The organism is Heyndrickxia sp. FSL K6-6286 (assembly GCF_038630395.1).
In the GTDB taxonomy this organism is placed as follows: domain Bacteria; phylum Bacillota; class Bacilli; order Bacillales; family Bacillaceae_C; genus Heyndrickxia; species Heyndrickxia oleronia.
This window is the reverse complement of sequence record NZ_CP152029.1, coordinates 748,360-766,825: the sequence shown is the minus strand read 5'-3', so window position 1 is coordinate 766,825 and position 18,466 is coordinate 748,360. Positions and strand designations below refer to the sequence as shown.

18 protein-coding genes are annotated in these 18,466 nt (G+C 37.2%); 14 read left to right on the top strand and 4 right to left on the bottom strand.

The window, feature by feature from the left end; all coding sequences use genetic code 11:
• Positions 1-6: 6 nt before the first annotated feature.
• Both MHI39_RS04030 and MHI39_RS04025 read right to left on the bottom strand, forming a co-directional pair.
• A complete protein-coding gene (locus MHI39_RS04030) occupies positions 7-1,326 on the bottom strand; it encodes an aspartate aminotransferase family protein (protein WP_259548945.1) in 1,320 nt (439 codons plus the stop codon).
• 6 nt (positions 1,327-1,332) lie between these two features.
• Complete coding sequence (locus tag MHI39_RS04025) at positions 1,333-2,721, bottom strand: APC family permease (RefSeq protein ID WP_342540735.1); 1,389 nt, start codon at positions 2,719-2,721, stop codon at positions 1,333-1,335.
• A gap of 883 nt (positions 2,722-3,604) precedes the next feature.
• Here MHI39_RS04025 and MHI39_RS04020 point away from each other — a divergent pair.
• Genes MHI39_RS04020 through MHI39_RS03990 form a run of 7 tightly spaced genes read left to right on the top strand, consistent with a single transcriptional unit; the run spans position 3,605 to position 8,714 of the window.
• Positions 3,605-4,345, top strand: coding sequence for a GntR family transcriptional regulator (locus MHI39_RS04020; RefSeq protein ID WP_342540734.1), 741 nt, complete (start codon positions 3,605-3,607; stop codon positions 4,343-4,345).
• Positions 4,346-4,366: 21 nt separating this feature from the next.
• Positions 4,367-4,798, top strand: a complete 432-nt coding sequence (locus tag MHI39_RS04015) for a PTS sugar transporter subunit IIA (RefSeq protein WP_342540733.1) — start codon at positions 4,367-4,369, stop codon at positions 4,796-4,798.
• Positions 4,799-4,813: 15 nt separating this feature from the next.
• Positions 4,814-5,101, top strand: a complete 288-nt coding sequence (locus MHI39_RS04010) for a PTS sugar transporter subunit IIB (protein ID WP_342540732.1) — start codon at positions 4,814-4,816, stop codon at positions 5,099-5,101.
• Between the two features lie 2 nt (positions 5,102-5,103).
• Complete coding sequence (locus tag MHI39_RS04005) at positions 5,104-6,369, top strand: PTS ascorbate transporter subunit IIC (RefSeq protein WP_078109606.1); 1,266 nt, start codon at positions 5,104-5,106, stop codon at positions 6,367-6,369.
• A 56-nt stretch (positions 6,370-6,425) separates the two neighbouring features.
• Positions 6,426-7,346, top strand: a complete 921-nt coding sequence (locus MHI39_RS04000) for a phosphotriesterase-related protein (RefSeq protein ID WP_342540731.1) — start codon at positions 6,426-6,428, stop codon at positions 7,344-7,346.
• Between the two features lie 4 nt (positions 7,347-7,350).
• Positions 7,351-7,971: a bifunctional 4-hydroxy-2-oxoglutarate aldolase/2-dehydro-3-deoxy-phosphogluconate aldolase gene (locus MHI39_RS03995; RefSeq protein ID WP_259548939.1), complete on the top strand. Its 621-nt coding sequence runs from the start codon at positions 7,351-7,353 to the stop codon at positions 7,969-7,971.
• A complete protein-coding gene (locus MHI39_RS03990) occupies positions 7,971-8,714 on the top strand; it encodes a creatininase family protein (RefSeq protein WP_342540730.1) in 744 nt (247 codons plus the stop codon). Before MHI39_RS03995 ends, MHI39_RS03990 begins: the two co-directional genes overlap by 1 nt.
• A 61-nt stretch (positions 8,715-8,775) precedes the next feature.
• Here MHI39_RS03990 and MHI39_RS03985 read toward each other — a convergent pair whose 3' ends face one another.
• Positions 8,776-9,564 carry a MurR/RpiR family transcriptional regulator gene (locus tag MHI39_RS03985; RefSeq protein ID WP_058004639.1) on the bottom strand — a complete coding sequence of 263 codons (789 nt, stop codon included), beginning with the start codon at positions 9,562-9,564 and terminating at the stop codon, positions 8,776-8,778.
• A 160-nt stretch (positions 9,565-9,724) separates the two neighbouring features.
• Between MHI39_RS03985 and pfkB the strand changes: the two genes are divergently transcribed.
• From pfkB to lacD, 3 genes are read left to right on the top strand one after another with little or no spacing between them, the layout of a single operon-like run.
• The gene (gene pfkB, locus MHI39_RS03980) at positions 9,725-10,645 is read left to right on the top strand and encodes a 1-phosphofructokinase (protein ID WP_342540729.1); all 921 of its coding nucleotides are present in this window, start codon (positions 9,725-9,727) and stop codon (positions 10,643-10,645) included.
• Positions 10,646-10,689: 44 nt separating this feature from the next.
• Positions 10,690-12,597: a fructose-specific PTS transporter subunit EIIC gene (locus tag MHI39_RS03975; protein ID WP_342540728.1), complete on the top strand. Its 1,908-nt coding sequence runs from the start codon at positions 10,690-10,692 to the stop codon at positions 12,595-12,597.
• Between the two features lie 14 nt (positions 12,598-12,611).
• On the top strand, positions 12,612-13,583 hold the full coding sequence (gene lacD / locus MHI39_RS03970; RefSeq protein WP_058004636.1) for a tagatose-bisphosphate aldolase: 972 nt from the start codon (positions 12,612-12,614) through the stop codon (positions 13,581-13,583).
• A gap of 51 nt (positions 13,584-13,634) precedes the next feature.
• Here the strand turns inward: lacD and MHI39_RS03965 are convergent, their stop codons facing one another.
• Entirely contained in the window at positions 13,635-14,492 is an 858-nt protein-coding gene (locus MHI39_RS03965) for a Cof-type HAD-IIB family hydrolase (protein ID WP_342540727.1), read from the bottom strand.
• Between the two features lie 209 nt (positions 14,493-14,701).
• On the opposite strand from MHI39_RS03965, the gene MHI39_RS03960 reads away from it, so the two are divergent.
• The 4 genes from MHI39_RS03960 to nrdF are packed head-to-tail and all read left to right on the top strand — an operon-like array spanning position 14,702 to position 18,453.
• Positions 14,702-14,935 (top strand): glutaredoxin domain-containing protein, encoded by a 234-nt coding sequence (locus MHI39_RS03960; RefSeq protein ID WP_058004634.1) that lies wholly within the window; start codon positions 14,702-14,704, stop codon positions 14,933-14,935.
• Positions 14,935-15,315, top strand: a complete 381-nt coding sequence (locus MHI39_RS03955) for a class Ib ribonucleoside-diphosphate reductase assembly flavoprotein NrdI (protein ID WP_342540726.1) — start codon at positions 14,935-14,937, stop codon at positions 15,313-15,315. The genes MHI39_RS03960 and MHI39_RS03955 overlap by 1 nt, the downstream gene beginning before the upstream one ends.
• Entirely contained in the window at positions 15,287-17,479 is a 2,193-nt protein-coding gene (gene nrdE / locus MHI39_RS03950) for a class 1b ribonucleoside-diphosphate reductase subunit alpha (protein WP_180212243.1), read from the top strand. Before MHI39_RS03955 ends, nrdE begins: the two co-directional genes overlap by 29 nt.
• A gap of 11 nt (positions 17,480-17,490) precedes the next feature.
• Entirely contained in the window at positions 17,491-18,453 is a 963-nt protein-coding gene (gene nrdF / locus MHI39_RS03945) for a class 1b ribonucleoside-diphosphate reductase subunit beta (RefSeq protein ID WP_058004631.1), read from the top strand.
• Positions 18,454-18,466: the final 13 nt, after the last annotated feature.

The following is an 18,466-nucleotide window of genomic DNA, read 5'->3' as shown; positions in this document are numbered from 1 at the left end:
CCCCCTTTACAACTCTTCTTGAACGGCAGCGAGGGCTGCACGCATAATAGAAATAAGCTCTTGAACCTCTTGTTTATTAATAATAAGCGGTGGTGAAAAAACGACTGTATCCATCCCTTCGAAAACAACTGTACGAACGATTAACCCTCTTTTAGCTGCCTCTTCACTTACTCGTGGAGCTATGAACGAATCAAAACGCTGCTTCGTTAAAGGATGGACCATTTCTATCGCCCCAATCAAACCTAGTGCGCGAACCTCACCGATAAAATCAAATTCCATCTGTAATTCTTTAAAACCGTTGAGTAGCTCCTCACCCATTAATCTTGAATTTTCAACTAAGTTTTCTCTTTCAAGAATTTCAATATTTTTCAAACCTACTGCACAAGCCGTTGCATGACCACTATACGTATATCCATGTAGAAGGGTGCCATCTGACCGTTCAACTAGTTCACGGTGTATGGCATCAGTAACCATCACACCTCCAAGCGGAATATAGCCGCTTGTGACGCCTTTTGCAAAGAGCAGCAAATCAGGAACAACACTATAATGTTCACAAGCGAACATTTTTCCTGTACGGCCAAAGCCAGTAATTACTTCATCAGCAATGAGCAAAATATTATGTTGATCACAAATGGCTCGCACTTCTTGAAGATAGCCTTCAGGTGCAATATTGACCCCACCAGCCCCCTGCACAGGTTCAGTAAGAAATGCAGCAATATTATCTGCCCCTTCCTTTTCAATACAAGCCTTAAGTGAATCAATAGAAAAGGTGTCTACATGAACAAAATCTGGTGCTGGTGAATTCGTCAATGTATGGAATGGAGAAATCCCTGTGGCACTAGTAGCTCCAATATTCACACCATGATAGCCTTTCTTCTGTGATATAATTTTTTTCTTATCTGGTAAACCTTTCAGCTTCCAATAATAACGTGCTAATTTATAAGCAGTGTCATTTGATTCAGAACCACCTGACGTAAAAAATACGGCATTTAAATTACCAGGTGCTAATTCTGCAAGCTTTGCAGCCAGTCTTATGGCAGGTTCATTGCTCATTGAGGAGAACGAATTTGTAAAAGCAAGCTTTGACATTTGCTCATATGCAGCTTCAGCAAGCTCCTTCCGCCCGTACCCAATATTCACATTCCAAAGTGAAGACATCCCCTCAAGCACTTTCCTACCCTTTGTATCTGTTAAATATATCCCCTCACCACTTGAAAAAATAAATGGAGCACCGCTTTCATGTTGTTGTTTTAAAGAAGAGGTTGGGTGAATAAAGTGCTTCTTATCTAAATCAATTAACATTTCATGTACATCTGTTTTCATCATTTGATATCACTCCTTAAAAGTTGTAGTGCTAGTATCGATGCTTTTCATTTTAGGAATTCTTGAGAAAAAGATCAGACCAACAATCCACCATGCTCCAAAAAGCACCCATTCATAGGGCCAGATAAGAGATGCCGGCATGCCTGGCATATACAGTACGATAAATCCTATGCTCAAAATCGAAGCTAAAACACCAACAATATTACTTTTCCCTGCTTGAAATGGCCGCTGAAGTTCTGGTTGTGTTTTTCTCAAAATGACAAATGAAACGGAAACAATAAAGTATGCGATTACAATTGATAGTCCACCTGCATCTACGAGCCACACTAAAGCAGGTCTTCCAAGAAGTGGACAGAATGTAGCAAGTAATCCAATCACCAGGATGGCATTCTTCGGTGTTTTATATTTTGGATGAATCTGACCAAACCATTTCGGAAGCATCCCATCTTGTGCCATCGCATACATCACACGACTTCCACCGATAATAAAGGCATTCCAGCTTGTCAAAATCCCTGCAATCCCCCCGAGTATTAAAATTTTTGAAAACACGGCAGAGCCAAACACGGCTCCCATTGCATCAGCTGTAGGTAAACTAGCTACTTTCAACTGCCCCTCATTTAACGATAAAGACACACCTAAAATGATGAGAATATACCAAAGAACCGCTAAAGCAACTGATAATATTAGGACCTTACCAACTGTTTTCTTAGGAATATTCATTTCTTCAGCCATTTGGGGAATAACATCAAATCCTACAAACATAAACGGAGTCATAATCATCACTCCCATTAATCCTGCCATCCCACCAGTGAAAAGGGGATCCATATTTTTTACCTCTCCCCCAATCGCAGAACCGAAAATTAAACTAAGACCAACAACGGCTAGTAAAAGCGTTAAGATCAGTTGCAAAACGGCTGCCTGTTTTACACCAATAAAGTTAATCCATGTAACAATAATCGAACCAACCATTCCGACTGCTACCCAGGAAAAATAAACATCCCAGCCAGCAATAGTCCACATATAACCCACTTGGTAATTCGGAAATATATATTCAATAACGGTTGGTAATGCAACTGCCTCAAATGCTACAACTGAGACATAGCCTAATAAAATAGACCATGATACAACAAAGGCTGCTCTTGAACCAAATGCTGCATGTGCAAAATGATGGGCACCACCTGTCTTTGGCAATGCTGTCGTCAGTTCCGAATACACCAATCCAACAAACATAACCATGATGCCTCCAATAAAAAAGGCAATCATCGATCCTATTGATCCTGCCTTCGAAATCCAATCACCTGATAAGACGACCCATCCCCAGCCAATCATTGCCCCAAAGGCTAGCACAATAACATCTGCACGCGATAGTACTTTACTAAAGTCATCGCTCTTTGACATCTAACTCCCCCTATCTCATTTACATCATTTAGAGCATTCTTAAAAAAAATGAAATAGTATGTAATTCGTAGATAGATCAGTAAAATTGATTAATGTTTTCATGAAATAAGCAGATCTTCATACTTGATTTCGCAATCTCCCCTCCCATCTCATTCATTCTCTTTATATAAAAAAAGCCAGTCCTCACCACAAAACATGTGATAGGACTGGCTTATGATTCATGAGCACCATTCTGTAAAAAATGGACATGCAATCTTAACAGTCAATGGATAAAAACACAAGTGATTCTTCCCTTCCTTCCGCGGCAAAACGGCTAGGGCGAAGAATATATATTTTCATTTTACATAATTTTCAGTATTATTCAAGTGACTTAGGAATTATTTATGAAATAGTAAAATAATGCTTAGCCCCTGCTATGCCTCACTATTTTTTCTTGATCCATGTCAATAACCCAGTATTACTCGCCATACCAATGACAAATATCTATAGGATATTCTTATTTTACCTGTTAGATAGTCCGATACAGATCATTAGCTAACTTATGACTCATTTTTTATTCAGGGGATAAAAAATAAAGAGCGTAAAAATTCCTTAGAAAGCTTTTTCAATTAGTCCTATCCTTATGCAACTCTCTTCCCCCCTTTCTAATTTTGATACTTCTTAGATATTCTTCAGTTTGATATCATCTTCATGCATTGCATACATCATAATCATTCAACAAAAATTAACCCCTATAAAATCATCATTCAATTAAAATTCATCATAACCTTTTAATTTTTCCAAATATTATTGACATAATTCATCATAATGATATTATATTGTTAACGATTACATATTAAATTCATTATAATCAATTTAGAAAAAGTAGGTGAAGTTCATACTTATGTTAGATAGAAATTCCAAAACACCATTGTATCAACAATTAAAAATCACATTATTAAAATATATCGAGGAGAATTTAAATGAAGGAGATTCTCTCCCGATAGAATCTGAGATTGAAAAAATGTATGGCGTTAGCCGTATTACGGTTAGAAAAACAATCGAGGATCTAGAAAAAGACGGAATTGTAATGAAGCATCAAGGCAGAGGTACTTTTGTGCAATCCAAAAAAATCATTCAAGATGCTGGTACTATTACAAGTTGGACTGAAGAAATGAAGTCAAAAGGCAAAACAATTGAGACAATTAACTTTCATATTAGTGAGATTGAGCCTTCCCGAAAATTAATCGGTGAATTAAAGCTAGATAAAGGAGAAAAGATTATATGTCTTAGAAGAATCCGCTGTGCTGATGGTGAGCCTATTGCCATCATGGTGAACTATATCCGTTCTAAATATGTGCCTGGATTTCTCGAAAAAGGTCTTACAAAGGAATCTTTATACGAAGAGTTAGAGGTGGATTACCAAATACAACTAGAAAGTGCACGAGAAAGAATTCAGGCAAGAATTGCAACTGATTTAGAGGCAGTAGAATTACATATTCCTCCCTATTCAGCTGTTCTTCATATTACTAGGACGTCCTTTCTGCCAGATGGAACTCCCTTTGAAGTAGTAGAAATGACCAACCGCTCTGATCGTTACCAATATGATATTCATTTAAACGGGAGAAACAAATACAAATCATAGAATCCTAGGGAGGAAAATACGATGATCATTCCTATTAACCACGAATTGATTGAACTCGATGTACCGGCAGAATCAGCTGAGGCTGCTATACAGAAGGCTGGGGAATTACTCGTGCAAGCAGGGAAAGTTGAAGCTAGCTACGTAGAGGCAATGATTAAAGGGTATCAAGATGTTGGGCCCTATATTGTATTAGCACCTGGAATCGCAATTCCACATGCACGACCGGAGAATGGTGTAAATGAACAATGTATTTCCGTTATTCGCTTAGAAAAGGAAGTTGTATTTGGTCACCCCTCCAATGACCCAGTTAGGTTGGTCTGTTCCATTGGAGGAGTTGATAGTTCCAGTCATATCGGAATGCTCCAAGCATTATCAAGTATTTTAGGTAATAAAGAAAAACTACATGTTTTATTAACAACAGATAATAAAGAAGAATTTTTATCTGTCTTTTAAAAGGAGGAAATGAAAATGAGAATTGTAGCAGTCTGTGGAATGGGATTTGGAACAAGCTTAATGTTATTAATGGATGTTCAGGCTATAGCAAAGAAGCATGGATTTCATGTAGATGGAGAGGCAACAGATCTTGGCTCTGCCAAAGGGAAATCTTGTGATTTTATGGTAGCTGCTAGTGAAATCGCTTCCGAGTTATCTGCTGAGACCGTTGAGGTTGTTTCGATTAATAATTTACTAGATAAAGAGGAGATTGAAGAGAAAGTTATGCCCGTAATTATACGTCTCTCTAGGGGAGGGAGCTAATCATGCTACATACGATTGCATCGATACTAAGTAACCCAGCTATCATTTTAGGGATCATCGCAGCAGTCGGTCTTATTGCCTTAAGGAAATCAACCTCCGACATAATAAAAGGCACCTTAAAAACCGTCTTTGGCTTTATTATGCTACAACAAGGTTCAAACATCATTGTCAATGCACTTGTCCCTTTTAGCACGATGTTTACAGAAGCATTTGGATTAAAAGGAATTGTAGCCGAAGATAATTCCTTAGTCGCAGCTGTACAGGTTGTTCTAGGAAAGGAAACTGCTCTTATCCTTTTATTCTCTTTTCTTATTAATCTTGTCATTGCACGTATTACAAAATGGAAATATATTTTCTTGACCGGGCATATGATGTTTTCGTTTGCAGGAACGATGGCCATCGTTTTTAATCTGATGGGATTTTCAAGTATCACTACCATTATTCTAGGATCTATAATTCAAGGAATCTCCATGGTATTTTTCCCTGCTATTTCTCAACCATTTGTTCGCAAAGTAACTGGAAACAACCATGTTGCATTCGGTTTTTGGGGAAGCTCTTGGATTTCACTCTCAGGCTACATTGGAGGTCTTGTTGGCAATAAAGAAAAGTCCTCCGAAGATGTGAAAGTACCTAAGTCACTCGACTTTTTAAAAGATATGAGTATTCTGATGGGAATTGTTATGGTCATCATCTATGTTGTAACTTCTTTATTTGTTGATCATGCGACGATGCAAAAAATATCTAGCGGACAAAGTGCTATTCAATTTTCAATTATGAATGCTCTAACCTTCGTTGTCGGAATATTAGTACTTCTCCAAGGAGTTCGGATGTTTCTTGGTGAAATTGTCCCTGCATTTAAAGGTGTTGGGGAAAAGATTGTTCCCGGTGCAAAACCTGCACTTGACGTTCCGATTTTCTTCTCATTCGCACCGATTGCCGTGACACTTGGTTTCCTATCTGCATTAGTGGGTAGTTTAATTGTCACGTTTATATCTAGTGTATTACCAGTAGTTGTACTTCCATCTGTTATTGGATTGTTCTTCATGGGGGGAGCGGCTGGAGTATTTGGAAATTCAACAGGTGGGCGAAGAGGAGCCATTGTTGCCGGTTTCGTTCTTGGTCTTTCATGGTCGTTATTGATTGCTATTACATACCCTCTTATTAACCTAGAAGGATACGGAATTGAAGGGCTATGGTTTGCTTCTCCAGATGCGATCATTGTTGCTGTTATTATTCGTTTAGTTGGGATGTTATTTGGAATTCATTAATGAATAGAGGATTACACTATCTTTTCTTTTAACAAAAGTATCAAGGAGTGATTACATTGAAAAAAATTAGAACTCTCTTAGGTGATATTGAACCCTCACAATTAGGCTTTACTTATAGTCATGAGCATTTATGGACGAACCCTCCTGCTCAACAAAAAGATCGTGATTTGGAATTAACGGACTATGAAGCTAGTGTTAGCGAGCTGTGGAGATTTAAAAAAGCTGGTGGAAATGCACTCGTTGATGCTACCACTTTAGATTACGGTCGTGATGCAGGAAAAATGAGACAAATGTCAATTGAGACAGGTGTTCATGTGATCGCCACTACTGGGTTTAACAAACATGTATACTTTCCAAAATGGGTTGAAGCATTAACGATAGAAGAAATCACACAAAAACTAGTTCGGGATGTAACCATTGGAATGGACGGAACAAGTTCAAAAGCAGGTTTCTTAAAATCAGGTTCCTGGAACCAACTTATTCATCCTTTAGAGGAAAAAGTTACTCGTGCGGTTGCCCGAGCACAACTCCAAACGGGAGCTCCAATTTGGTTGCATACAGAAGCAGGAACGATGGGAATGGAAATGCTTGATATTTTAGAAGAAGAAGGCATTGATTTAAGTCTTGTTGGTGTTGGTCATAGCGATCGAAATGCGGATGCTTACTACCACCTTCAACTTGCTAAACGAGGAGCTTATGTGCAATTCGATGGGAGCAGTAAAATCAAATATTATCCAGATAGCACTAGAATTGAATTAATAAAAAACATGATCGAAAACGGTTTTGTGAAGCAATTACTGATTTCTGGGGACATGGGACGTCAATGCTATCTCCATGCTTACGGCGGAGGACCTGGTTTCGAATATATCATCAAAAAATTTATTCCACGTTTATTAGATGAAGGAATTAGTCAAGAAGACATTCATACCATATTCGTTAAAAACCCAGCTAGATGGTTAGCACAATTTGAGGGGTGAAAAAATGAAAAAAGATACAATCATCGCCATTATCCGTGGGGTCGACCCAAGTCATGTTGTGGAAATCACACAAGCTTTACTTGATTCTGGTATTAGCTGGTTAGAGGTATCCCTTAGTGAAGAAGAAAAAGGCTTAGAATGTATTCGAAGAATTTCCCAAGCATTTCCTAACCAAGTCCATTTAGGTGTCGGAACAGTTAGTACTCCTTCACAAGTAGATGCATCTCTTAAAGCAGGAGCAAATTACATTATTACTCCTGGCTGGGATCGCGAATTAGCGAAATATGTACGCTCAAAAAAAGTAACTATGTTTCCCGGCGTTTTTTCACCCGGTGAGATTATGCAAGCAGCTAGCTTAGGTATTGACACTGTTAAACTTTTTCCTGTAGTAAACCTTGGTACCAGCTTCATAAAAAATGTATCAGGTCCTTTTCCACGAATGAATTGGATGGCAGTAGGCGGAGTCAATAAGAGAAATATTTTAGAACTAAGATCAGCTGGTTGTTCATCCTTTGCGATCGGAAGTGAACTAGTCCCAAGAGGTGCTACAACAGATCATCTGGAAGCAATAAAACAAGCTGCAATTAGTTTTCAGCAATTACTACTTGAGGAGTGCATCAATTAATGGGAAAAGCAAAAGAAATATTGCATATGACCCGTGATGAGGTGGCTAAAGCAATAACATCATTTCCTGTAGCCATTTTACCATTAGGAGCAACAGAACAGCATGGACATCATTTGCCATTAGGTACTGATATTTTTTTAGCTGAAGGAATATCACGAAAACTCTCAGAAAAAACGGGAGCTCTCCTCCTCCCTACGCTACCATTTGGTTACTCATGGGTTTGGCGGGATATCCCTGGTACATTATCCATGCAACAACATCACGTTGAAGCCGTTATAAAAGACATTGCACATAGTGTTAGCAGATACGGGATTAAACTTCTTGTCCTAGTAAACGGGCATGATGCCAATAACTCTAGCATGAAATATGCTGCAAGGGAATTAATGGATGAACTAGACATGTCGGTGATCTATCTATTCTATCCCAATATAGAATCAGTTATAGACATGCATTGTGACTCCCCTACTTGGCATGGAATGATTCATGCATGTGAATTCGAAACATCGCTTATGCTTGCACTAAAACCGGAACTTGTCCAAATGGATAAGGCAGTAAGTGAATATCCGAAAAAACCAAACTTATACGGAAAATCAACTATTTCACTAGGGAATTTAAGCCAAAGTGGAGTTTACGGAAATGCTATTCTTGCAACAAAGGAAAAAGGAGAAAAAATGATAGATATTTTCGTTGAAAATATGACTTGTTTATTATTCGAAGCATATGAAGGAACAAAAGAAGAATAGAAATTGAGAGTATACCAGTAAAAGATATTCTGACTGGTGTACTCTTTTTTATTGAAGGACCTCAACTCATTTTCTCCTCCGTACGAATGGCATACGCATCTAAAATAATACGAGCCATGACTTGAATTGGTAGTCGTGAACGTACCTCATAATCAGGAAAATAAGATGTTTCTGATTTAAAACCAACTAAGGAAATTTCACATAATTCATATAATGGACTATTTTGATTGGCTGTTAGCAGGATCGTGCTCACTTCATTATCTTGGCAATTTTTAGCGGCTTCAACGAGTTCCTTTGTCTTTCCATTCAATGAAATAAAAATGACGATATCTCTTTTATCTATTCTTTTGCTAATTGTTCGAATAATATTAGGGTCATCATGAAGCTCACAATGCTTACCTAACAGCTGGAATTTAATCATCATTTCCTTTGCGATTAGCTCGGAAAATCCCCTCGCAAAGATGGTGATTTTTCTTGAATGAATGATTTTTTGCAGTGCATCCTCAATTGTTCCGCTATCTAGAAGCTGAATCGTTTTCACCACTTCTTGTTCATTTTTTAAAATCGCCTCTTGAATCTTCTTATCTATCTTTTCCACAATCGAAAATTCACTACTGGAGTCCACTTCATCTTTTAAATGAATCTTAAAAGCAGTAAATCCGGTATAGCCAAGCTTTTGCATCGTACGGACAATGGTTGCAGTTGAAACATTTGCTTGACTGCTCAATTTCACAATCGAGATTTGCGGAATGATATCTAAATGCTGCTTAATATAATCAATCAAATATCTTTCCGTTTCACTCAATTCTTTATATTGATTTTTCACTCTATTTAAAAACGTCTTGGACATTAAACCATCTCCAAAAGAAAAGTTTTACAATGAAAACGTTTAACCTTGTAAACATTTACACGATTAATTGTGCCACAATTAGAGCATAAAGTGAAACTCAAATCAGCGCTGATTATGAAAGTGGAATAGACATCGATTAATATGAAAGAAGGGAAAAAATGTGATCTATACATGCACAATGAACCCAGCCATAGATTTATTTACAGAGTTTGAACAATTTTCTCCCTTTGTTGTAAATCGTAGTACGTTTGAAAGTTATCAAGCGAATGGAAAGGCAATAAATATTTCATTTATTTTAAAAAAATTGAATATAGACAATACAGCCACAGGATTTCTAGGTGGATTCACTGGTAACTTTATCGAAGAGGAATTAGTCAAGTACTCCATTGGCACAAACTTCATTAAAGTAGATGGAATTACTAGAATAAATACCTTTATACGGTCTGGAGAAAAGGAATACAAGGCTGTCAATCGCGGACCAGAAATTAATACAACTGCTCAAGAGGCCTTACTTCAATACATCAAAACATTTACAAATAAAGACACGCTATTTGTTTCTGGCAGTTTGCCAAGAGGAGTGAAAGATGAAATTTTCGTCACCATTGCCCAATTATCGAAGGAACAAGGATTTTCATTAATCTTAGATATTAGTTCTTCTAGATTACTAGACTGTCTTCCCTATCATCCATATTTAATTAAGCCAAATGATGAAGAATTAGCTCAGCTTATGGGGGTTCCCACATTGGAATCAGTGGAGGAACTCATAGCTGCAGCTCAAACACTTTTGAATCAAGGGGCTAGGAGAATTTTAGTATCTCGTGGAGAAAAAGGGGCTTTATATGTGGATAAAGACAATATTTTACTGACAAATGCTCCTAAAGGAAAAGTTGTGAATACTGCGTGTGCGGGAGATACGATGCTAGCAGTTTTCGCTGGAAAAATGATGCAAATGGAAGACTTGGAGGAAGCTCTTATTGAGGCTACAGCTGCTGGATCATCCACTGCATTTACAGCAGGATTGAGTGATTTCAAGGATATTCCTTTATTAAAGAAACAGATTTTAATAGAAAAGCGGAAGTAACTTGCTCATTAAGTGCAAACAAAGATAGAAAAGGAGGCATTTAAATGAAGACCTATACAATTATCGCTGCAACCGGATGCCCTACCGGGATTGCACACACTTACATGGCACAAGAGGCATTAGAAGCAGCAGCAAAAAAACGTGGCATATCAATTAAGGTTGAAACACATGGTCAGGAGGGAATTAGGAATGCATTAACAGAAGCTGAAATCGATGCTGCTGATGGCGTAATCATAGCAGCTGATAAGGATGTAAATGCGGACCGTTTTATCGGAAAGCCTTTAATCAATGTTTCAGTTAGCAAAGGAATTAAAGAGCCTGATCAATTGATTGATGAAATTTTATCAGGAAATGTTCCAAAGTATAAGGACGGTCAAGCTAGAGCCCAACAGCAATCGGGGCATAGCAGTGGTCAAAAGACATCCATATGGCATAGCATCTATGTTTCTCTTATGAACGGTGTCTCCCATATGCTTCCGCTCGTTGTTGCCGGCGGTGTGATGGTCGCAATTTCCTTTATGTTTGGGATTCATTCAGCCGAGCCAGATAGTCCTGAATATAATCAATTTGCCTATTACTTAAAAACAATTGGCGGCATTTCCATGAATTTGATGGTGCCTGTTCTATGTGCTTATATTGCAGAATCGATTGCGAAAAGACCTGGATTAATCATTGGCTTTATCGTCGGGATGATTGCGTACATGAATGGTACTGGCTTCCTCGGAGGAATTGTCGGCGGTTTCCTAACTGGATACATCATGGTTGGTCTAGCTTACGTATGTAAAGGACTACCTAAGCAGCTTGATGGTTTAAAAGCGATTTTCCTTTTCCCTGTATTAGGAATTTTCATTGCCGGATTTGCCATGTGGTTCCTATCAGCACCAATGGAGTCCATCAATAAAGGCATGATGTCTTTCCTAAGCAGCGTTCAAGATTCAAGTCCTATTTTACTAGGTTTAATCGTTGGTTGTATGAGTGCCTTTGATATGGGCGGACCTGTTAATAAAGCCGCCTATGTTACAGGGACAGCCTTATTGGCTCAAGGAAATTATTTCTTTATGGCTGGTGTCTCAGCTGCATGTATTGCACCACCTCTTGCTACTGGTTTCGCCGTCTTATTTGGTGGGAAAGCTTATTCCGCAAGCGATCGCAGTGCAGGCTATGTCAACTTTTTACTTGGATCCACTCATATTACAGAGGGAGCGATTCCTTTTGCAGCGAAAAAGCCATTAAAAGTCATACCAATACTTATGCTCGGATCTTCTATCGCAGCCATTTTAACTTATCTTTTTAAGGTTCAGGTTCCTGCACCACATGGTGGATTTATCGTATTACCAATTGTTACCCACGCTATCCTATGGGTAGTCGCTATTTTAATTGGTGCGGTAGTAAGTGGATTCCTAATGAGCATAGATCAGAAACGGACCATTGCTAAAGAACAAGAAGCTGATTCAGAGAAACTCAATACTCCACAGCCATCAGTAGTGAATCAGTCAACAGGCTTAGACTCAGTACTAGATATCGAAAATATTTTCTGTAATGTCGAAGCAGCAACTCAAGATGAGGTGTTTCAAAAACTAGCGAAAATTTCTAATGATCACCATATCAGCAATGATGAGACCAGTGTGATCAAGGGATTTGTGGAAAGAGAAAAACTAAGTACAACCGGTATGGAACAAGGAATTGCTATTCCACATACGGAGCTAGAAAGCATCAATAAAGCAAGCATTGTCATTTTAAAATTAAATCAAGGGGTAGATTGGAAAGCTCTTGACGGACAACCGACAAATATCGTAATTGCCATGTTTATTCCAAAAGGAAAAGCAAATGATCATTTACGTTATTTATCAGAAGTCTCGAAGCTTCTTATTCACCAAGAATTTATCGACCAATTACAAAATGCCAACAGTTCTAAAGAGATCTATCAACTGTTTATCGAAAACATACAATAAGGGGAGAACAAACCATGAGAGAAATCAGCGAAAAGAAAAGAAAAGCCCTAGAAAATCTAGCCAATGAACAAGGAGTGATCAGTGCTTTAGCGATTGATCAACGGGGAGCATTAAAAAAAATGATGGGGGAAAATGCATCGCAGGAAGCGATTGAAGAATTTAAAGGTCTTGTTTCTGAAGTGCTTACACCTTATGCATCATCTATCTTATTAGATCCTGAGTATGGGTTACCAGCAGCAAAAAAACGGGCAGCAAATTCTGGACTACTCATTGCCTATGAAAAAACGGGCTATGATACTACACAGCCTGGGCGATTTCCAGATCTTTTACCCATTTGGTCAGCTCAACGTATTAAAGCAGAAGGCGCTGATGCTGTAAAATTCTTACTTTATTATGATATTGATGAATCAAAAGAAATCAATGACCAAAAGCATGCATTTGTGGAACGGATAGGTTCCGAATGTATGGCAGAAGATATCCCCTTCTTTTTGGAGCTTGTCTCCTACGATAGTAAGATAGCTGATGTGAAGAGTAAAGAGTATGCAAAAGTGAAACCACATAAGGTAAATGATATGATGGTCGAATTCTCGAAACCAAACTATCATGTAGATGTATTAAAAGTTGAGGTTCCTGTAAATATGGACTACGTGGAAGGTTATGGATCCGAAGTGCTTTATACGAGAGAGGAAGCCCTTCAATACTTTAAAGAACAAAGTGAAGCAACAGATTTACCTTTTATTTTCCTTAGCGCTGGAGTAAGTGCCGAACGATTCCAGGAGACGTTAGTTTTCGCCCATGAAGCGGGATCACAGTTTAATGGTGTCCTTTGTGGACGGGCAACCTGGAAGGATGGGGTACAAGTATTTTCAAATTCAGGCGCTGAAAAAGCAAAGGAATGGTTACAGACTCAAGGAAAAGCGAATATCGAAGCATTAAATGAAGTCATTCAAAAAACAGCGTCTTCTTGTTTTCATAAATTAAAATAAATAAACCGGAGCTTATTGCTCCGGTTTATTTTTTGTGAAAATGAGCAAAAATCAACCGTTTATTACATAGCTCTGTAAAGCATGAGCTACCCCATCTTCATTATATCTTTTTGTCGTATATGTACTTTTCTGTTTCACTACTTCTGGTGCATTGCCCATCGCAATACTTATCCCTGCGACTTGAAACATTGAAAGATCATTTAAATTGTCTCCGATCGCCACAGTATCCTGTATAGGAATTTGTAAGTGCTTAGACATATTCGTTAGCGCATTCCCTTTACTCACCTCGGCTTGGGCAATTTCAAGCTTAGTTTGTCCTGATGATGTAATCGATAGATCTGTTCTCCCAGTTAAAAGTGACTCAAGGTGGTCAAGCTTTTCTCTATCAAAAGACAGAACAAAGATCTTATAAATGTCTAACCCAGCCACATCTATATTCTTATAATCATTTACATACTGCAATCCATATTGTTCAAATTGTATATCTCTTTCCCTCTTTGCCCATTCAACCGGAAAGCCAGCGTCCTTTTCTATCATTCTTTGAATTTCTTCATCCAGCTGTGCTTTTCCTTTATTAAGCAGATGAATCCCCTGATTTGTATATAACTCAAAATAATAGCCTTCCGATTCAAGCATCGGAATAAGCTCCATAATTACCTGCTCAGGAATAATATATTTATGCAAAAGCTCCTGACCATTATAAGCAATCGCTCCATTTCCGGTAATTATTGGACATGTTATTCCAGCCCTTTGAAGAATCTCTTGTGTATCATGGAGAGAACGTCCTGAGCAAATCGTAATCATATTCCCTTGTTCTTGCGCTCGATGTATAGCCTCTACATTTGCAGAACTAATCGTCCCATCATCCGATAATAATGTTCCATCCAAATCAATGGCAACTAACCTCATCGTATCCCCTCCTTCCCTTTATTCTACATCAAACACTCGTTTTATAAAAAAGAAACAAAAGGTTGAATCATACATAACTTTACCACTTTAAAGCAGTGGGGGTCAGACCCCCAAAAAATTTTAAAAATTCCTTTTGATGAAATCGTGAGAGGGAGTTGTTATAATTACATAATATGATATGAAAAATATGTAGAATGGTGGTATAGATTATGTCGAAAGTTACGGTGTATACAAAGAATGGTTGTCCTCAGTGTGAGATGACGAAGGTCGTTTTGAAGGGGGAAGGTATTGAGTTTGACACATTTAATGTGGAAGAGGATCAAAAGGCATATGATTTTGTTGTTAATACACTAGGGCTTCGTCAAATGCCAGTTGTGGTAGTAGAGGGGCAAGAACCATTTACTGGTTTTCAACCTGATAAATTAAAGGAACTTGCTAATTAATGCTAATCGTTTATCTTTCGTTAACTGGTAATGTTCGGAACTTTGTTAGGAGAACTAGTTTTGACTCTTTTGAACTTAGTTACACCAATCCATTATCAGAGATTAACGAAGATTTCATCGTCATTGCCCCTTCCTATGATGACGATATTACAGAAATTATTAGTTCATTTATCGATTATAAAAATAATCAAGACTATCTAAAAGGATTTGTAGGTAGTGGAAGTTTAAATTATGATGATAAATATTGCTTTAATGCAAAGGATCTATCATTAAAATATAGAAAACCATTAATTTTTACATTTGAATTTAGTGGAACCGATAACGATATCATTAATTTTAAGAAGGAAGTGAATGAATTTGGAATCGCCAGCGTTAAGTAAAAAAGTAAAAGAGGATACATTCTTTACTTTAAATAACCTTTTGAATATACCGAAGGACGGGAGAATTCAATTAGATAAAGATAAAGAAGCTGTAAAAGCATACTTTTTAGAATATGTTAACCCAAATACCGTTTTCTTCTATACATTAGATGAAAAATTAGACTATCTAGTTGAAAATGAATACATTAAAGAAGACTTCTTAACAAAATATACTCGCGATTTTGTTAAAAAATTATTCAAAAAGATTTATAATAAAAAATTCCGTTTTCGCACCTTTATGGGCGCATATAAGTTTTATTCACAATATGCGATGAAAACGAATGATGGTAAAAGATTTCTAGAAAGATATGAAGATAGATTAGCATTTAATGCCCTTGCATTAGCGGATGGCAATGAACAATTGGCATTAGACTTTGCCGATGAATTAATTCATCAACGATATCAACCTGCTACACCTACCTTTTTAAATATCGGTAAAAAAAGAGCGGGAGAAATGGTTTCATGCTTCTTATTAACCGTATCAGATGATATGAACTCAATTGGTAGAAGTATTAATTCAGCATTGCAGCTTTCGAAATTAGGCGGTGGTGTTGGTATTAGTTTATCCAATATTCGTGCGAATAATGATCCAATTAGAGGGGTTTATGGATTGGCTGATGGGGTCGTACCTGTTATGAAATTGTTTGAAGATGCCTTTTCCTATGCCAATCAAGGTGGTGCCAGAGATGGCGCGGGTGTCGTTTATTTAAATGTCTTCCATCCCGACATTGTAGACTTCCTATCTGTTCGTAAAGAAAATGCGGATGAGAAAGTACGGATTAAAACACTCTCACTTGGTTTAATCGTTCCAGATAAATTCTATGAATTAATTAAGAACAATGACTATATGTATCTATTCTCACCACATGATGTCGAAAAGGTTTATGGCAAACCATTCGCTTATATAGATATCACTAAAGAATATGACAAAATGGTTGAAAATCCTAATATTCGTAAATCAAAAATCAAAGCTAGGGATTTAGAGACTGAAATTAGTAATCTGCAAAATGAAAGTGGATATCCTTATATCATCAATATTGATACAGTTAATCGTGCAAATCCGATTGATGGAAAAGTGATCATGTCCAATTTATGTACAGAAATTTTCCAAGTGCAAAGAGACTCAATGATTAATAATGATCAAACCTATGAAATTTTAGGAAACGATGTTAGCTGTAATTTAGGATCAACGAATGTCGTCAACTTAATGTCGTCACCTGACTTTGGAAAATCTGTAAGAACGATGCTCCGTGCCTTAACTTACGTAACAGACAATTCAAAAATTGATGTTGTTCCTCCTGTTAAAAATGGGAATGATATGTACCATTCAGTAGGTTTAGGGGCTATGAATTTACATGGGTTTTTAGCAAAAAGTAAAATTCATTATGGTTCTCCTGAAGCATTAGAATTCACTGATATTTATTTCATGCTATTAAACTATTGGACTTTAGTAGAGAGCAATAATATTTCAATAGAAACTGGACAAGTTTTTAGTGAATTTGAAAAATCAAAATATGCTACGGGTGAATATTTTAACAAGTATTTAGAGGAGCCTGAATTCGAGTTTAAGCATGAGAAAGTTAAAGATTTATTTAAAGATATCTTTATCCCTCGTCACAAGGATTGGCTTCAATTAAAAGAGTCAGTCATGGAGCATGGACTTTATAATGCCTATAGACTCGCAGTTGCACCAACAGGATCGATTTCATATGTCAACGAAGCGACTGCATCCATCCACCCAATTACGCAACGAATTGAGGAACGTACAGAAGGAAAACGTGGTAAGGTTTATTATCCTGCACCTTATCTATCTGATGAAACGATTCCTTACTATGAATCTGCCTATGATATTGATCAAAGGAAAATTATCGACACCTATGCCACTGCCCAAAAACATGTTGATCAAGGTTTAAGTATGACTTTATTTTTGAGATCAGAACTCCCATACGGAATGTATGAATGGAAAATTGATAGCGAATATCCTACTAAGAAAACAACTAGAGACTTAAGTATCTTAAGAAACTATGCTTGGAAACAAGGGATTAAGTCGGTTTACTATATTAGAACCTATACGGATGATGGAACCGAGGTTGGAGCTAATTATTGTGAATCGTGCAGTATTTAAGGAGGATTCGAATGTCAAAAGAATGGGATTATTATGAAGCGATAAATTGGAACAATATAGAAGATATGTTAGATAAAATTACGTATGAGAAATTAACTGAACAATTTTGGTTATCAACTCGTATGCCTGTATCAAAGGATAAATCGGATTGGACAAAATTGCCGGACCCTGAGAAGCGTTTGGTGGAAAAAGTATTTGGCGGATTAACCATGCTAGATACCCTTCAATCAGAAAACGGAATCGATGCATTGAGAAAAGATGCAAAAACACAACATGAGATCGCCGTCCTAAATAATATTCAATTTATGGAATCTGAGCATGCACGAAGCTACTCATCTATTTTTAGTACATTGAATACGAAAAAAGAAATTGAGGATATATTTAGATGGGCTAGAGAAAATGATCTTCTGCAAAATAAAGCACGGATCATTGACGAAATATATAAGAATGGTACGCCGCTTGAAAAGAAAGTTGCCAGTGTTTTCTTAGAGTCATTTTTATTCTACTCAGGGTTCTACACGCCATTATATTATTTAGGAAGAGCAAAATTAATTAATGTTGCTGAAGTCATTAAGCTGATCATTAGAGATGAATCAGCACATGGTGCATACATTGGATATAAATTTAAGATCGGCTTTGATCAATTATCAGATACGGAAAAAGAAGAAATCAAATCTTGGACTTATTCATTGCTTTATCAATTATATGAGAACGAAGTGAAATATACAGAAGCTTTATATGATGAAGTTGGTTGGACAGAGGATGTTAAAGTGTTCTTACGATACAATGCAAATAAAGCATTAATGAATCTAGGCTTATCACCTCTTTTCCCAGATTCTGCAGATGACGTGAATCCGATTGTCATGAATGGATTATCTACGGGAACAACGAATCATGATTTCTTCTCAACAGTTGGGAATGGCTATTTACTTTCCGTTGTTGAAGATATGAAGGAATCAGATTATAACTATTAAGCAAATGATAGAT

Bases quoted from the DNA above. Each gene is read 5' to 3' on its own strand.
- MHI39_RS04030 (WP_259548945.1), bottom strand. From the start codon at position 1,326: ATGATGAAAACAGATGTACATGAAATGTTAATTGATTTAGATAAGAAG.
- MHI39_RS04025 (WP_342540735.1), bottom strand. From the start codon at position 2,721: ATGTCAAAGAGCGATGACTTTAGTAAAGTACTATCGCGTGCAGATGTT.
- MHI39_RS04020 (WP_342540734.1), top strand. From the start codon at position 3,605: ATGTTAGATAGAAATTCCAAAACACCATTGTATCAACAATTAAAAATC.
- MHI39_RS04015 (WP_342540733.1), top strand. From the start codon at position 4,367: ATGATCATTCCTATTAACCACGAATTGATTGAACTCGATGTACCGGCA.
- MHI39_RS04010 (WP_342540732.1), top strand. From the start codon at position 4,814: ATGAGAATTGTAGCAGTCTGTGGAATGGGATTTGGAACAAGCTTAATG.
- MHI39_RS04005 (WP_078109606.1), top strand. From the start codon at position 5,104: ATGCTACATACGATTGCATCGATACTAAGTAACCCAGCTATCATTTTA.
- MHI39_RS03995 (WP_259548939.1), top strand. From the start codon at position 7,351: ATGAAAAAAGATACAATCATCGCCATTATCCGTGGGGTCGACCCAAGT.
- MHI39_RS03990 (WP_342540730.1), top strand. From the start codon at position 7,971: ATGGGAAAAGCAAAAGAAATATTGCATATGACCCGTGATGAGGTGGCT.
- MHI39_RS03985 (WP_058004639.1), bottom strand. From the start codon at position 9,564: ATGTCCAAGACGTTTTTAAATAGAGTGAAAAATCAATATAAAGAATTG.
- MHI39_RS03975 (WP_342540728.1), top strand. From the start codon at position 10,690: ATGAAGACCTATACAATTATCGCTGCAACCGGATGCCCTACCGGGATT.
- lacD (WP_058004636.1), top strand. From the start codon at position 12,612: ATGAGAGAAATCAGCGAAAAGAAAAGAAAAGCCCTAGAAAATCTAGCC.
- MHI39_RS03965 (WP_342540727.1), bottom strand. From the start codon at position 14,492: ATGAGGTTAGTTGCCATTGATTTGGATGGAACATTATTATCGGATGAT.
- MHI39_RS03960 (WP_058004634.1), top strand. From the start codon at position 14,702: ATGTCGAAAGTTACGGTGTATACAAAGAATGGTTGTCCTCAGTGTGAG.
- MHI39_RS03955 (WP_342540726.1), top strand. From the start codon at position 14,935: ATGCTAATCGTTTATCTTTCGTTAACTGGTAATGTTCGGAACTTTGTT.
- nrdE (WP_180212243.1), top strand. From the start codon at position 15,287: ATGAATTTGGAATCGCCAGCGTTAAGTAAAAAAGTAAAAGAGGATACA.
- nrdF (WP_058004631.1), top strand. From the start codon at position 17,491: ATGTCAAAAGAATGGGATTATTATGAAGCGATAAATTGGAACAATATA.